The sequence below is a fragment of the Paramicrobacterium salitolerans genome (assembly GCF_051513965.1).
Classification (GTDB): Bacteria; Actinomycetota; Actinomycetes; order Actinomycetales; family Microbacteriaceae; genus Paramicrobacterium.
Genome location: NZ_CP195847.1, coordinates 620,220 through 634,040, shown reverse-complemented (window position 1 = coordinate 634,040; position 13,821 = coordinate 620,220). Strand labels below are relative to the sequence as shown.

Below are 13,821 nucleotides of genomic sequence, written 5' to 3'. Positions count from 1 at the left end.
GCGCCGCCCTCCCTTCCATCTTCAGGAGCCCCGCGTGTCTACGACCTCTTCCCTCCGCACGATCGCCCTCGGTGCGTCGATCGTCGCCGCCCTCGCTCTCTCCGGCTGCTCGGCCTCAGGCTCGTCGGATGCCGCGACCGACGACGGCGCTCTCCAGACCGTCACCGAGGGCAAGTTCACCATCGCGACCGGCGAACCCGCCTACTCCCCCTGGGTCGAGAACGACGACCCCGAGTCGGGTGAGGGCTTCGAGGCCGCTGTGGCCTACGCCGTCGCCGAGGAGCTCGGCTTCGACAAAGACGACGTCGTGTGGATCCGCACACCGTTCGACACCGTGATCGCTCCGGGCCCGAAGGACTTCGACGTCAACATCCAGCAGTTCTCCGCGAACGAAGACCGCGAGAAGGCCGTCGACTTCTCGTCCCCGTACTTCGAGACCACGCAGGGCATCGTCTCCGTCGAGGGCAGCCCGGCAGCGGATGCCGAGAGCCTGGCCGACCTCAAAGACGTGAAGATCGGCGTCGCGGCGGGCTCCACCTCGATCGCCGCCGTGAAGGAGGCCGTCGGCGTTGACCCGGCCATCTTCAACAGCAACGAAGACACCGTGCAGGCGCTCATCGCCGGCAACATCGACGCCCTCGTCACCGACCTGCCGACCGCGTTTTACAACGCCAACGCCGTGCTTGATGACGGCGTTCTGGTCGGTCAGTTCGAGAGCTCCGAGGGCGGCGACGAGCTGTCGTTCCTCCTCGAGAACGACTCGCCGCTGACCGAGCCCGTCTCGAAGGCGGTCGACGCCCTCCGTGAGGACGGCACTCTCGACACGCTCGCCGAGAAGTGGCTCGCCGACAACGCCGGCGCGAAGGTGCTGTCATAGGTGGCCCCCGCGTGACAAGCGCGTCATCACCAGCGTCCGCTGCGCTCGTCCGACCGGAGCCGAGCGCCGCGGAGCTGGATCGACGCGCGTTTCGGCGTCGCCAAAGCATCCGTTCGCTTCTGATCAGCGCCGCCAGCACGATCGTCTTCGCGATCGTCGTCTGGCTCGTGCTGGTCAACAGTCCCGGCTGGAGCGAGGTCAAGCGCTCGTTCTTCGACTGGGAGACCGCGGTCCGGTCGTTCCCCGACGTGCTGCTCGGCCTCTGGCTGAACATTCAGGTGCTGTTCTTCGCGACGATCCTCGTCGCGTTCTTCGGTTCGCTGCTCGCGATCGCCCGCACCCTCCGCGGCGCCGTGTTCGCTCCGCTGCGCATCGGCGCTGCGATCTACACGGACTTCTTCCGAGGCATCCCGCTTCTGCTTGTGCTGTACCTCGTCGGCTTCGGCATCCCCGCCCTCGGGTTCACCGAGCGGCTGCCCATGCAGTTCTGGGGCACCATCGCCCTCACCCTGACGTACTCGTCGTACGTCGCCGAGGTGCTGCGCGCCGGCATCGAAGCCGTGCACCCCTCACAGCGCATGGCCGCCCGCTCCCTCGGGCTCTCGTACTCGACGACGCTACGCCGCATCGTGCTCCCGCAGGCGGTGCGCAAGGTCACGCCGGCCCTCATGAACGATTTCGTGTCGATGCAGAAGGACGTCGGCCTGATCTCGGTGCTCGGCGCGGTCGACGCGATTCGCGCGGCGCAGATCGAGGTCGCGAGCGTGTACAACTTCACCCCGTACGTCGTCGCCGGTCTCCTCTTCGTTGCGCTGTCGTGGCCGATGATCCGCCTCACCGACTGGTACACCGCCAGAGCGCAGCGTCGCGAGCAGATGGGAGGTCAGGTGTGACCGAGAAGACTCCCGTTCTGCGGGTCGACGGCGTGCAGAAGTGGTTCGGCAAGACCCCTGTGCTGCAGGGCATCGACATCGACGTGGCCGAGCACGAGGTGGTCGTGCTCATCGGAGCGAGCGGCTCCGGCAAGTCGACGCTGCTCAAGACCATCAACCTGCTCGAGCGCGTCGACGACGGTCAGATCTTCCTGCAGGGGGACGACATCACCGATCCGCGGGTGGATGCCGACAGCATCCGCGCACGCATCGGCGTCGTCTTTCAGCACTACAACCTCTTTCCGCACCTCACCGTGCTGAACAACATCACGCTCGCCAGTCGCTCGGTCTTCAAGGTCCGCAAGGCCGAGGCGGAGACCCGCGGACTCGAGCTGCTGCGCCGCATCGGCCTCGAGGCGAAGGCGCACGAATACCCCGACCGGCTCTCCGGTGGGCAGCAGCAGCGCGTCGCGATCGCCCGCGCCATCGCCACCGAGCCGGAGCTTCTGCTGCTCGACGAGATCACAAGCGCACTCGACCCGCAGCTGGTGGGCGAGGTTCTCGATCTCGTCGGCGAGCTCAAGGTCGCCGGCAGCACCATCATGATGGCCACACACGAGATGTCGTTCGCGCGACGCGTCGCCGACCGCGTGATCTTCCTCTCGAACGGAACGATCGTCGAGGCCGGGCCGCCCGAGCAGATCTTCGACGCTCCGGAGCATCCCGAAACCCAAGCGTTCCTGTCGCGGGTGCGTCACGCCGGGCAGGGCTTCTGAGCCGCGGGTCCTAAGCTGGCGGGGTGACTGCAGACACAGGCTCTTCGGTGATCGCCCAGCTCGTCGAGGCGCTCGGCGAGAAGGTCTCGACGGATGCCGCCGGGCTCAGCGCCGCCCAGGCGGACCAGTCGGGCCACCGCTCGGCTACCGCGCCCCTCGCGATCGTCGACGCCCGCAGCATCGACGACGTGCAGCAGACGATGCGCATCGCCACACGCACCCGCACGCCGGTCGTCACGCGCGGTGCCGGAACCGGTCTCGCCGGGGCGTCGATCGCGTCGGCGGGGCAGATCGTGCTCTCCACGGCATCCATGACCCGTGTTCTCGAGGTCAACGAAGCCGACCTTCTCGCGGTCGTCGAACCGGGAATCATCAACGCCGACCTCAACGCGCAGCTGGCGCAGCACGGGCTGTGGTTCGCGCCGGACCCCGCCTCACGCGCGATCTCCACGGTCGGCGGCAACATCGCGACGAACGCCGGCGGGCTGCTGTGCGCGAAGTACGGCGTGACGCGCGACGCGGTGCTCGCCCTGAAGGTCGTGCTGGCCGATGGTCGCCTCATCTCCACTGGGCACCGCAGCGTCAAGGGCGTCACGGGGCTCGACCTGACCGCGCTCATGGTCGGGTCGGAGGGCATCCTCGGCGTCATCGTGGAGGCGACCGTGCGGCTGCGCCGCGTCGTCGAGGGCGAGATCGCGACGATCGCCGCATTTTTCGACACGGTGGTGGATGCCGCGACAGCCTCCGCCGCGCTCACGGCGGCCGGTCTGCAGCCCGCCGTCATGGAGCTCGTCGACCCGAAGACCCTGCGGGCGATCGACGACTTCGTGGGCGGCGACCTGTCGAGCCGCGGGGCTGCGCACCTCGCCGTTCAGTTCGACGGTCCCTCGGCAGCCGCCGATGCGCGCCGTGCTCTCGACATCCTCACCGAGATGGGGGCGGATGCCGATCTCACGACCGACCGCGCCGAAGGCGAGCGGCTTCTCGCCACGCGCCGGGCCGCGCATGCGTCTCTCGAACGCCTCGGCACGACGCTCATCGAAGACATCTCCGTTCCCCGCTCCGCCATGCCCGCGATGTTCTCCGAGATCGAGACCATCGAGCGGAAGTTCGGCGTGAGCATCCCGACCCTCGCCCACGCGGGCGACGGCAACCTGCATCCGAACTTCGTGTTCGAGGGGCCGGAGGTTCCGGAGCACGTCTGGCGGGCCGCCGACGAGCTGTTCCAGGCGGCGCTGCGACTCGGCGGCACGCTCACCGGGGAGCACGGCGTCGGCACCCTGAAGAAGCGCTGGCTCGCGGCGGAGCTCGGCGTCGATCAGGTGGAGCTGCAGCGCCAGATCAAGACGGTCTTCGACCCCCTCGGCATCCTGAACCCCGGAAAAGTCTTCTGACCGCTCCCTGAGTCCTCGCGTCAAACGCCGCCTGACCACCGTCCGCAGAACCCGATGCCGGTTTTGTAAGGTTTGCGCGTATTATTGGGGAACCTGTACTTTTCGAGTGTCGACGCGGAGGTCACTATGCTCGCGAATCTCACCGGATGGCACTTCGTCATCATCCTGTTCATCATCCTGCTGCTGTTCGGTGCTCCGAAGCTCCCGGGCCTCGCCAAGAGCGTCGGCGAGTCGATGAAGATCTTCAAGAAGGAGGTCCGCGAGGTCACCGACAACGGTGACTCCGACGCGACCACGTCGTCGAAGGATGCCGAGGCGCAGCGCACCGACGCCGCCTGACGCGTCGCACCGCCCACGTCCCGCGGCGCCCGCGCCGCCACGCGCCGACGCCACGCCACGCGCCGCACCCGCACGCCCGCGCCACGCCCCGCACCCGCGCCCCGCACCCACGCGCCCGCGCCACGCCCCGCACCCGCGCCCCGCACCCACGCGCACCCACGCCACCCCCCGCACGCGCCCACGCGCCACGCGGCCCGCGCGCCACGCGCACCCACGGCCCGCCCCGCGCGCCCACGCGCCGCGGCCCGCACCAGACGTCAAAAATGGCGAGGAATCGTTACGATTCCTCGCCATTTTTGACGGGGGCTCGGCGCTGGCAGTTTGGGAGTGCTGACAGTGTGCGGGGGTGTCAGCGTGTGTGGGGGAACAACGGTGCTGCCAGCGCCGAGGTCTAGAGGCCCTGCCAGGTGGGCTTGTTCGCGTACGAGTGGCGGTAATAGTCGGCGTTCTTCAGCTGAGACGCCGCCGCCTCGTCCACGATCACCGTCGCGCGCTCGTGGAGCTGCAGCGCGGAACCGGGCAGGGATGCCGTGACGGGGCCCTCGACCGCACCGGCGATCGCGGGGGCCTTGCCCTCGCCGAACGCCAGCAGCACAAGGTGCCGCGCACGATGGATGGTGCCGAGGCCCTGCGTGATGCAGTGCATCGGCACGTCGTCCTCGGAGTCGAAGAAGCGCGCGTTGTCGCGACGCGTCTGCTCCGTGAGTGTCTTCACGCGGGTGCGCGAAGCGAACGAGGACCCGGGCTCGTTGAACCCGATGTGGCCTGTCGTTCCGATTCCGAGGATCTGCAGGTCAATGCCGCCGGCCGCCTCGATTGCAGCCTCGTAGTCCGCGCCCGCGTGCTCGATCGTCTCGAGGGAGCCGTTGGGGACATGGATGCGGTCGGGGTCGAGCCCGAGTGGTTCGACGACCTCGCGGTTGATGACGGAACGATAGCTCTCAGGATGCTCGACCGGCAGCCCCACATACTCGTCGAGCGCGAAGCCGGTGATCTTCGACAGATCCATCGAGTCGCGTCGCTCCGCCAACGCACGATACACGGGTAGCGGGGTCGAGCCCGTCGCGAGTCCCAGAACGGCGGTGGGCTTCGCAGCCACCAGCGCAGCGATCTCCTCGGCGACGAGTGCTCCGGCGGCATCCTTCGACTCGACGATGATGACTTCAGCCATAGACCTTTTCCTTCTGTAGTCCGACCAGGGCGGCGCCGAGCGCGGCGACGGACGCCTGGTGCGGGACGATGCTGATTCGGGAATCCAAGTTGAGCGACGCGAGGAACCGCGATCTGCTCGCTTCTGAGCGTATCCGGTCTTGAACGAGCACGAGCAATCGCTCACCGAGGGCGCTGATGCCGCCGCCGAGCACGACAGCGTCGACGTCGACGGTCAGGGCGAGAGCCCGCACGGCGCTCGAGACGCCGAGTGCGAGGTCGTCGCGAATCGCGACGGCTTCCGGGTCGCCGGCATCAGCCGCGTCGAACATCGCGCGAACAGGAAACGCCTCTGCCCTCCCCCAGCGCGCGGCGATGCTTCCTCCGCCCGCGAGGGTTTCGATGCAGCCGCGCTGTCCGCACAGGCACTCACGACCGTCGGGTCGGATGCTGAGGTGTCCGATCTCACCCGCGGCGCCTGTGGCTCCGTTGCAGATCTGACCGTCCACCACGATTCCAGCGGCGACGCCCGTGCCGAGGTTGAGGTACGCGAGCGAATTTTCGGCGCCGATCTCACGTGCGGCGCCGAGCGCGGCGGCCTTCACATCGTTCTCGACCGTGACAGGTGCGCCGAGGCGTTCTTCGAGCACCCCGGCCAGGTCGAGGTCGACGACGTCGATGTTGACGGCGTGCGTCACGTGCCCAGCGTCCACCCGACCTGGGATGCCGATGCCGATGCTCTCGATCTCGGCTCGGTGCTCAGGGACGGATGCCGCGAGCTCGGCGACGACCGCCTGGATCGCCCCGACGACGGCCTCTGTTCCAGGAACGGTGACCTTACGCGCGCGAGCCAGCTGGTTTCCGTCGGCGTCGAGCGCCACCCCGGCAGTGGTCGTGCCGCCGACATCGACTCCGACGATCACGAAGCCTCGCCGCCCAGCAGCTCGAGCAGAGCGACTCCTACGAGCCGTGATGCGCCGAACGTTGCGATGTCGGCGTACGCACGCGCGTCATCGGGCCACCCCATGTCGACCGTGAGAACCGCGCGACCAGCGGCCCGCAGAGCGTCAACCAGCTGTGTGGACCGCGCGTGGCGGTGGTTGCCCTTGCCGACGACGATCAGAAGACCATCGCCTGCGGCCGCAGCGATGCGCGCGACGGCATCCTCGACGCTCTCGTCGCCCTGGCTGCCGACGTCGACGCCCACGATCGGCACCCCGGGCCACGGATCTGCGACGGTGAACGGCCCCCAGGGGGCGACCCCGACCGCGATGTTCGCGACCGCGTCGAGGCTCACGATGGCCGCGGGAGCGCGGGCCGCATCGAGAGTGGCGTCGTCCACACGGATGTCGAAGGCGCGCGTCGTCTCAGCGATTGCTTCCTCGGAGACCTCCGTCGTGATGTCCTTCGGCTCGTCGACGGTGAGGGTCTCGGCCACGGCGGCGACGCGCTTCGCTGCGTCCACGATGCGGTCCGCGTCGAGACGACCCTCGACCACGGCGGACGCGATGGCAAGCTCGATCTCGGCGAGCTGCTCGTCGGTGTTGCGCGTGCCGATGCACAGCAGGTCGACACCGGCCGCGAGAGCTCGAACGGCGGCTTCCGGAATGCCCAGCTCGCCGCTGGCCCCGGCCATGTCGAGCGCATCGCTCACGATGAGCCCGTCGAAGCCGAGCTCCTCGCGAAGGAGCTCCTGCAGCACGATGCGCGACATCGTCGCGGGGTGTTCCGGATCGATCTGCGGCAGCAGGATGTGGCTCGTCATGACCGCCCGCACGCCCGCCTTCACCGCGGCCTCGAACGGAACGAGTTCCCGCTTGCGCAGGGTCTCGCGGTCGACGTCCAGCACCGGAAGCGCGAGGTGCGAGTCGGTGTCGACGTCTCCGTGCCCCGGGAAGTGCTTGGCGCAGGCAGCCATTCCAGTGCTCTGCAGCCCAGTGATCCACGCGGTGCCATGGCGCGCGACGAGCTCTTCGCCAGCGCCGAAGCTCCGCACTCCGATCACAGGGTTCAACGGGTTCGAGTTCACGTCGATCGTGGGCGCGAAGTCCAGGTTGCAGCCGACCGACCTCAGGTCAGTGGCCACGGATGCCGCCACACGCGCGGTCACCTCGGTGTCGTCGAGGCGCCCGAGCACCGCGTTGCCCGGAAACGGCGACCCGGTGGCGTAGTGCAGACGGGTGACGTCTCCGCCCTCCTCGTCGATCGCGATGATCGCCTGAGGGTTGGCTTCGCGGATCTGGTCGGTGAGGCGACGCAGCTGCGCGGCATCCGTGATGTTGGGCCCGAACACGCACACCCCACCCAGGCCAGCACGCAGACGTGCTGCGAGCCAGTCGGGTAGTTCGGTGCCTTCGAATCCTGGAAGAAGAGTTGCTGATATCTGGCAGGGGGGCACCCGGGTCATCCTTTCACTGCGCCGCTGACCAGTCCGCCGGTCATTCGTCCCTGCACGAACAGGAAGAAGATGACGACGGGCAGCGCGAGGAGCGTCGATCCGGCCATAATAGCCGCCCAGTTCGTGGACTGAGTGGCCTGCTGGAACGCGCGGAGCCAGATGGGCAGCGTGTAGGAGCCCGGGCTCTGCATGATGATGAGCGCCATGAGGAACTCATTCCACGCCTGGATGAACGCGAACACACCGGTGGCGATGAGGCCGGGGGCGAGCAGCGGGAAGGTGACCTTCCAGAATGCCTGGGTGCGGGTGCAGCCGTCGATCATGGCCGCTTCTTCGAGGTCGGCGGGAACACCGGCGACGAAGCCGCGCAGCATCCAGATCGTGAACGGCAGCACACCGGCTAGATACACGATCGTCAGACCGATGACCGTATTCAGCAGGCGCCAGGAGTCGATCATGCCGAAGATGGTGAACATGAGCGCCTCACCGGGGATCATCTGAATGATCAGCAGCGCGATGATGTACTGGCGGCGACCGCGGAACTTGAATCGCGAGACCGCGACCGCTCCGATGAAGGCGAACAGCAGACAGATCAGCAGCGTGAGTCCGGTGACCGCGAGCGACATGACGAACGACGATGGGAAATTTGCGCGGTCGGGCCGGGCGGGCTCAAACAGCACCGTCATGTAGTTGCGCCACGTGAAGTTCTCCGGCCACCACTGCGGGGTCGGGCTGATGACGTCGGCGTTCGGCTTGAACGAGGTGTTCAGCATCCAGTAGACGGGGAACACCGAGCATATGAAGACGATGACCGACATGACGCCCCAGAGCGTCTTCGACGATGCGTTCCGCAGGGCGGCAGCAGGGCTCAGGCGACGCTTCTCGATGGGAGTCGTCGGCTCCGAGGGCGCCGTCGCTGTGCGGCTCGGCCCGACGCGCGTTGCGAGACTCATATCTCTTCGTCCTTAACTGTCTTGCGCACGTAGTAGATGGAGATCGCGAGCATCATCGCGACCATGATGAACGACACCGCACCGGCACCGCCGAGGTTGCTCGAACCCAGGTGGAAGATGTACGTACCGAACACGTCGGTCTGACTGGAGATACCGCCGAGTCCCTGCAGCGTGTAGACCTGCGTGAACACGCGGAGGTCCCAGATCATCTGCAGCACAGCGGTCACGAGCAGGATGCTCTTGAGGTACGGAAGCACAACGAGGAAGAAGCGCTTGATGCCGCCCGCTCCGTCGAGCTGCGCAGCCTCGAGAACCTCCTCGGGCACCTGGGTGAGGCCCGCGTAGACCGTGAAGGCCACGAACGGCACCGACATCCAGGTGATGATGACGACGAGCACCGCGAAGAACGACAGCGGGTCGATCAGCCAGGAATGGCCGGACCAGTTGTCGGTTCCGGTGATCGTGTTGAGGGTCCAGTTGAGCAGACCGTACTTGGTGTCGACGATCCAGCCCCAGACGATGACCGATGAGACCGGAGGCATCGCCCAGGCAAGCAGAAGGCCGATGGAGATGAGGAGTCGGAAGAACGTACCCACCTTGTTCATGAGGAGGGCGATGAGGATGCCGAGTCCCATCGTCGCGATGACGAGGACGGCCATGAGGGCGAAGCTTCGACCGGCGACCGCCCAGAATGTGGGATCGGTGAGCGTGTCGGTGTAGTTCTTGAGCCCGACCCACTCGGGTGGGGCGCCGAAGATCTGTGCCTTGCCGTACTCCTGGAACGAGTTGATCGCCATCCGGATGAGCGGATAGCCGGTCATGACGAGCAGGACGGCTGTGGCCGGAGCCAACATGAGCCACGGCGTTAAACGGAGGAGAGGCTTGCGACGCGGTTTCTTGTGGCGCCGCAGCAGCGTATCCGCTCGGGGTGAGCTGACCGTATGGGTCATGCTTGCTCCTTCTGATGCGGTGGGCGTGAGGGATGAGGGAATCGGGTGAGGGAAAGGGCTTGAGGGGTCACATCACGGGAGGGACCGTGAGGCGGGGTGGATGGGCGGCGAGACGAACCGACTCGCCGCCCATCAAGACCCGCCAGGTGGGGGAAACAGCGGGTCAGCTGTTGAGGATCTCCTCGATCTGCTTGTCCAGAGACTTCGCGATCTTCGTCACGTCGCCACCCTGAGCGATCTTGACGAGGGAGTCCTTGATGACCTCAGAGGCCTCGACGTCAGCCCACTTCGGAGCAGCGGGCGTCAGGCGGGATGCCTCAGCGGCAGCGGCGGCAGCAGCGGTCACTGCGTCCTCCGGAAGGGCACCGTTCGCCTCGCTGGTAGCGGGGATGAGACCCTTGGCAGCGAGAAGCTCCTGGTACTCAGGCGAGAGCATGATCTGCAGCGCCTTGTACGCGAGCTCCTGGTTCTTCGACTTCGCCGGGATCGCGATGTTCGAGCCACCGGCGAAGGCCGCGGCAGCGCCGCCATCCTTACCGGGGAGCGCGAATGCGGTCACGTCCTTGCCGTAGGTGTCGGGGCAGCCGGGGGTGTCTGCGTCAGCCTCAGCCTTCAGCGACCACTGGAACCAGCTCGGTGCGGAGAGGAAGCCGACGTTGCCCTCACAGAAGGGAACCTGGGCGTTCGTCTCGTCGCCGTCCTTCGGAGCGGACGTAGCGCTCTCGTAGATGGACTGCATCTGCTCGAGGCCGGCGATGCCGCCCTCGCTCGAGAAGCCGGCCTTCCAGCTTCCGTCGTCCTGCTGCTCAGCGACGTAGCCGCCGTTCTCCCACACGAACGGGAGGACGTTGTACCAGTCCTTACCCGGTGCGTAGATGCCGGAGGCGACGCCGTTCTCCTTCATCGTGATGCCCGCTTCGACGTACTCGTCGAGCGTGGTGGGAACCGCGCCGTCGAAGATCTGCGGCGTGTAGAACACGACGCGAGCACCCGAGTAGTACGGGTACGCGTAGATCTTGTCTTCGTAGGTTCCGGCCTCGACGAAGCCCTTCAGCAGGTTGTCGCCGCCGAGCTCTTCGTACTTGTCGGTGAGGTCGGTGAATGCACCGGCCGAGGTGAAGGCAGCTGCCTGCGTGTTTCCGATCTCGACGACGTCAGGGGCGTCGGATCCGGAGAGTGCGGTCGTGTACTTGTCGACAAGACCGTTCCACTGCTGCTCTTCGATCACGAGAGTCGAACCGGGGTTCTCCTCTTCGAAGGTCGTCTTCAGGTAGTCGCGTGCTTCGTCTGGGGTGTCGGTGCCGACGAGCCAGACGCGAATCTCGGCGGAGTCGCTTCCAGACGCGCCGTCGGCGCTTCCGGAGCATCCGGCGAGTGCCAGCGCTGCGATGGCCCCAAGGGCCACAATGCCGGTTTTCCTCATCAGAGGTCCTTTCTCAGGAATGCGGGCGAGCACGGGTGCCGCCACGTCGTTGTGGTGTGGTGTGGTGCAAGGGGCCCCTAGGAGACCCCCAGTTGTCCGGTGAGGACGAGGACCACGGCCCCGAACAGGACGTTGTCCTGGCCGAGCGTGGTCATCCTGAGCGAAAGATCACCGGGGTTGCCGGTCATCGTCCGCGCCAGGAGGGTTTCATGAGCGGACGTCATGAAGTCGCCGCCCAGAAGTTCTGTGGGACCCGACAGAACGACGTCCGTCAGGTCGAGAGTGCGCACGATGGGAGCGAGGGCGATGCCCAGGTGCTCCCCCGCGGTGCGAAGCAGGTTCGTGCGCGCGGCCGCTTTCGCGTCATCGCTGTCGTCGGATGCCTCGATGTCGGCGAGCCCCGCAGTAAGGTGCGGGACGCCGACCCATGCCTCGAGGCAGGAGGTGCGTCCGCAGCGGCAGAGCGGACCCTGCTCGGTGCCGACGGTGACGTGGCCGATCTCGCCGTCCCAGAAGCGGCCGCCGCGGAACGTCGCTCCGCCGACGATGACACCGGCGCCGACACCGTGACCGATGCGCAGCAGCATGATGTCGTCGCTGTCGGTCTCGCCGAAGCTGTGCTCCGCGAGCACGGCCGCGTTCACGTCGTTCGCGACGCTGGCCGGGAGACCGGTGCGCGCAGTGATGCGCGCGCGAAGATTGACGTCTTCCCATCCGAGGCTGACGGCCACGCGGATGACGCCCGCGTCGTCGACGATACCGGGAGACCCGACGCCGACGCCGAGAAGCGGCGCTGTCGCGAGGCCTCGTGCCTCGTCGATCACCTCGAGTGCTTTGTCGAGAGCGTCGCTCCCCCGAGCATCCTCGATCGCGATCTCGCAGCGCGCGACGATGTCACCGCCGAGGCTCACGACCGCGGCACGGAAGGCGTCTTCTCCCGAGAGGTCGACCGCGATCATCTGGTGGCCGTCGCGGTCGAGGTCGATGAGAGTAGCGCGCTTGCCCGGTCGCGAACCCTCGCGAGGGCCGCGCTCGACGATGTAGCGCTCCTCGATCAGGTCTGCGACGAGATCGGACACGGTGACGCGCGTGAGCTCCGTCGTGCGGGCGATGTCCGCGCGGCTCTGCGGACCGCTGCGGTAGAGAGTCTGCAGCACGAGAGACCGATTGTGCGCGCGTGTGGCCTCGGGCAGCAGCTTCGCACTGGGGCGAAGCGCGCGGCCGCTCACGACGCGTGAGCTCATCGGCTCGCTTGTCTGGTACTCCTGCGGACTCATGTTTGTTAGTAAACCCTACTAACAATGTTCGTGCAACCTTTTCCCGCTCCGATTTCCGATGTTTATCTGTTCGTTATTCACGCATCTCGCGGTCGGATCGGCTACGGTCGGGAGCGACGCTCACAAGGGGAACCAACTCATATGAACTCACGTGCTCTCGGCGCCGCCGTCGTGCTCGCCGCATCCGCCGCTCTTCTCACCGGTTGCGCGGGCGGCCAGTCGGTCAGCGACGCCTGCGACATCTTCCACGACGCCGACATCGAGCTCGTCTCCGCGATCACGAGCTCGAGCGGTTCGCTGCTCGATGACCCCGCGACGGCGAAGAAGGACCTGAACGCGGCGATCGCCGACTTCGAGAAGTCCGTTTCCGAGGTCTCGAACCCCGATGTGAAGCCCGCTGTCGACAAGATGACGAAGGCGTTGAAGTCGTTCGACGAGCAATTCGCGAGCGCCGCGGACGCCGCCGTCGACGACCCCGACTCCGTGGACTCCGCCGCCCTCTCCGAAGCACTGACGGACGCCGAGAAGGCAGAGAAAGGCGTCGTCAAGGCCTGCAAGGGCAACTGACGAACGCGGACAGCGAACGTCACGTTATCCACAGCTCTTCCGGTTGTCACGGGGTGCGGCTAGCCTTGAGTCATGGCTGAGTTTCGCGTAGTAGAACTGTCGGCGTCGACGATCGTGGCGGTGAACGCCCTGTCTCTCAAGCCGGGGCAGGAGCAATTCGTCGCGCCTGTGTCTTACTCCGTGGCAGCAGCGGTGACGAACCCCGCGACCACCTGGCAGCGTGTCGTTCTCGACGGCGATGAGGTCGTCGGCTTCATTCAGGGCAACTTCGACCAAGAGGAGACCGACGACTACTTCAAGAGCATTCTCTGGCGCGTGAACGTGGATGCCGAGGCTCAGCGTCAGGGTGTCGGCAAGTTCGCCGTCGATGCGCTCGCCTCCGAGGCACGCAAGCGCGGCTTCGGTCACATCAACGTCATGTACGAGCCCGGTGACGGCGGCCCTGAAAAGTTCTTCCGCGCGGTTGGCTTCGACCCCATCGACGAGACGGAGTACGGCGAGGTCGTCGGCCGACTTACGCTCTGATGAACGACGACTTCGTCGAGGCTGTTCTGCAGGTTGTCGAGTCGATACCGGCGGGGCGCGTCATGAGCTACGGACAAGTCGCGGCGACGTTTGGCTCACGTTCAGCGCGCGGCGTCGGATGGGTCATGTCCCGGTACGGGAGCGATGTTCCGTGGTGGCGGGTGGTTCAGGCCTCCGGCAAACCGCCGCAGTGCCACGAGAACTCAGCTCGCGAGCACTATGACGCCGAGGGCACTCCCCTGCGCCGGGCATCGTCGCCGGACTACCGGCTCGCGCGCGAGGCGTTCGTCGGAGCATCCTGACAGACTCGGACCTGCCAGC

15 protein-coding genes are annotated in these 13,821 nt (G+C 66.7%); 8 read left to right on the top strand and 7 right to left on the bottom strand.

Annotation, left to right across the window (positions count from 1 at the left end):
* Positions 1-34 precede the first annotated feature (34 nt).
* From ACSAGD_RS03045 to tatA, 5 genes are all read left to right on the top strand, one after another.
* Positions 35-877: an ABC transporter substrate-binding protein gene (locus ACSAGD_RS03045; RefSeq protein WP_437584264.1), complete on the top strand. Its 843-nt coding sequence runs from the start codon at positions 35-37 to the stop codon at positions 875-877.
* Positions 878-888: 11 nt separating this feature from the next.
* Complete coding sequence (locus ACSAGD_RS03040) at positions 889-1,770, top strand: amino acid ABC transporter permease (RefSeq protein ID WP_437584263.1); 882 nt, start codon at positions 889-891, stop codon at positions 1,768-1,770.
* Positions 1,767-2,525, top strand: coding sequence for an amino acid ABC transporter ATP-binding protein (locus tag ACSAGD_RS03035; RefSeq protein ID WP_437584262.1), 759 nt, complete (start codon positions 1,767-1,769; stop codon positions 2,523-2,525). Before ACSAGD_RS03040 ends, ACSAGD_RS03035 begins: the two co-directional genes overlap by 4 nt.
* 23 nt (positions 2,526-2,548) lie before the next feature.
* Complete coding sequence (locus tag ACSAGD_RS03030) at positions 2,549-3,919, top strand: FAD-binding oxidoreductase (RefSeq protein ID WP_437584261.1); 1,371 nt, start codon at positions 2,549-2,551, stop codon at positions 3,917-3,919.
* 126 nt (positions 3,920-4,045) lie between these two features.
* A complete protein-coding gene (gene tatA / locus ACSAGD_RS03025; protein WP_437584260.1) occupies positions 4,046-4,258 on the top strand; it encodes a twin-arginine translocase TatA/TatE family subunit in 213 nt (70 codons plus the stop codon).
* 391 nt (positions 4,259-4,649) lie between these two features.
* Here the strand turns inward: tatA and nagB are convergent, their stop codons facing one another.
* The 7 genes from nagB to ACSAGD_RS02990 all read right to left on the bottom strand — a co-directional run bounded on the left by nagB (position 4,650) and on the right by ACSAGD_RS02990 (position 12,408).
* Positions 4,650-5,429, bottom strand: a complete 780-nt coding sequence (nagB, locus tag ACSAGD_RS03020) for a glucosamine-6-phosphate deaminase (protein ID WP_437584259.1) — start codon at positions 5,427-5,429, stop codon at positions 4,650-4,652.
* Positions 5,422-6,330: an ROK family protein gene (locus ACSAGD_RS03015; RefSeq protein ID WP_437584258.1), complete on the bottom strand. Its 909-nt coding sequence runs from the start codon at positions 6,328-6,330 to the stop codon at positions 5,422-5,424. Before ACSAGD_RS03015 ends, nagB begins: the two co-directional genes overlap by 8 nt.
* Positions 6,327-7,700, bottom strand: coding sequence for a beta-N-acetylhexosaminidase (nagZ, locus tag ACSAGD_RS03010; protein ID WP_437584257.1), 1,374 nt, complete (start codon positions 7,698-7,700; stop codon positions 6,327-6,329). The genes ACSAGD_RS03015 and nagZ overlap by 4 nt, the downstream gene beginning before the upstream one ends.
* A gap of 110 nt (positions 7,701-7,810) precedes the next feature.
* Positions 7,811-8,758: a carbohydrate ABC transporter permease gene (locus tag ACSAGD_RS03005; RefSeq protein WP_437584256.1), complete on the bottom strand. Its 948-nt coding sequence runs from the start codon at positions 8,756-8,758 to the stop codon at positions 7,811-7,813.
* A complete protein-coding gene (locus tag ACSAGD_RS03000) occupies positions 8,755-9,708 on the bottom strand; it encodes a carbohydrate ABC transporter permease (protein ID WP_437584255.1) in 954 nt (317 codons plus the stop codon). The genes ACSAGD_RS03005 and ACSAGD_RS03000 overlap by 4 nt, the downstream gene beginning before the upstream one ends.
* Positions 9,709-9,871: 163 nt before the next feature.
* Positions 9,872-11,131 carry an extracellular solute-binding protein gene (locus ACSAGD_RS02995; protein WP_437584254.1) on the bottom strand — a complete coding sequence of 420 codons (1,260 nt, stop codon included), beginning with the start codon at positions 11,129-11,131 and terminating at the stop codon, positions 9,872-9,874.
* 77 nt (positions 11,132-11,208) lie between these two features.
* Entirely contained in the window at positions 11,209-12,408 is a 1,200-nt protein-coding gene (locus tag ACSAGD_RS02990) for an ROK family protein (RefSeq protein WP_437584253.1), read from the bottom strand.
* Positions 12,409-12,549: 141 nt separating this feature from the next.
* Between ACSAGD_RS02990 and ACSAGD_RS02985 the strand changes: the two genes are divergently transcribed.
* From ACSAGD_RS02985 to ACSAGD_RS02975, 3 genes are all read left to right on the top strand, one after another.
* The gene (locus ACSAGD_RS02985) at positions 12,550-12,975 is read left to right on the top strand and encodes a hypothetical protein (RefSeq protein WP_437584252.1); all 426 of its coding nucleotides are present in this window, start codon (positions 12,550-12,552) and stop codon (positions 12,973-12,975) included.
* 72 nt (positions 12,976-13,047) lie between these two features.
* Positions 13,048-13,500 (top strand): GNAT family N-acetyltransferase, encoded by a 453-nt coding sequence (locus tag ACSAGD_RS02980; RefSeq protein WP_437584251.1) that lies wholly within the window; start codon positions 13,048-13,050, stop codon positions 13,498-13,500.
* A complete protein-coding gene (locus ACSAGD_RS02975; RefSeq protein WP_437584250.1) occupies positions 13,500-13,802 on the top strand; it encodes an MGMT family protein in 303 nt (100 codons plus the stop codon). Before ACSAGD_RS02980 ends, ACSAGD_RS02975 begins: the two co-directional genes overlap by 1 nt.
* Positions 13,803-13,821: the final 19 nt, after the last annotated feature.

Excerpts from the sequence above, each read along its gene's own strand:
- tatA (WP_437584260.1), top strand. The coding sequence starts at position 4,046 with ATGCTCGCGAATCTCACCGGATGGCACTTCGTCATCATCCTGTTCATC.
- nagB (WP_437584259.1), bottom strand. The coding sequence starts at position 5,429 with ATGGCTGAAGTCATCATCGTCGAGTCGAAGGATGCCGCCGGAGCACTC.
- ACSAGD_RS03005 (WP_437584256.1), bottom strand. The coding sequence starts at position 8,758 with ATGAGTCTCGCAACGCGCGTCGGGCCGAGCCGCACAGCGACGGCGCCC.
- ACSAGD_RS03000 (WP_437584255.1), bottom strand. The coding sequence starts at position 9,708 with ATGACCCATACGGTCAGCTCACCCCGAGCGGATACGCTGCTGCGGCGC.
- ACSAGD_RS02995 (WP_437584254.1), bottom strand. The coding sequence starts at position 11,131 with ATGAGGAAAACCGGCATTGTGGCCCTTGGGGCCATCGCAGCGCTGGCA.
- ACSAGD_RS02990 (WP_437584253.1), bottom strand. The coding sequence starts at position 12,408 with ATGAGTCCGCAGGAGTACCAGACAAGCGAGCCGATGAGCTCACGCGTC.
- ACSAGD_RS02985 (WP_437584252.1), top strand. The coding sequence starts at position 12,550 with ATGAACTCACGTGCTCTCGGCGCCGCCGTCGTGCTCGCCGCATCCGCC.
- ACSAGD_RS02980 (WP_437584251.1), top strand. The coding sequence starts at position 13,048 with ATGGCTGAGTTTCGCGTAGTAGAACTGTCGGCGTCGACGATCGTGGCG.
- ACSAGD_RS02975 (WP_437584250.1), top strand. The coding sequence starts at position 13,500 with ATGAACGACGACTTCGTCGAGGCTGTTCTGCAGGTTGTCGAGTCGATA.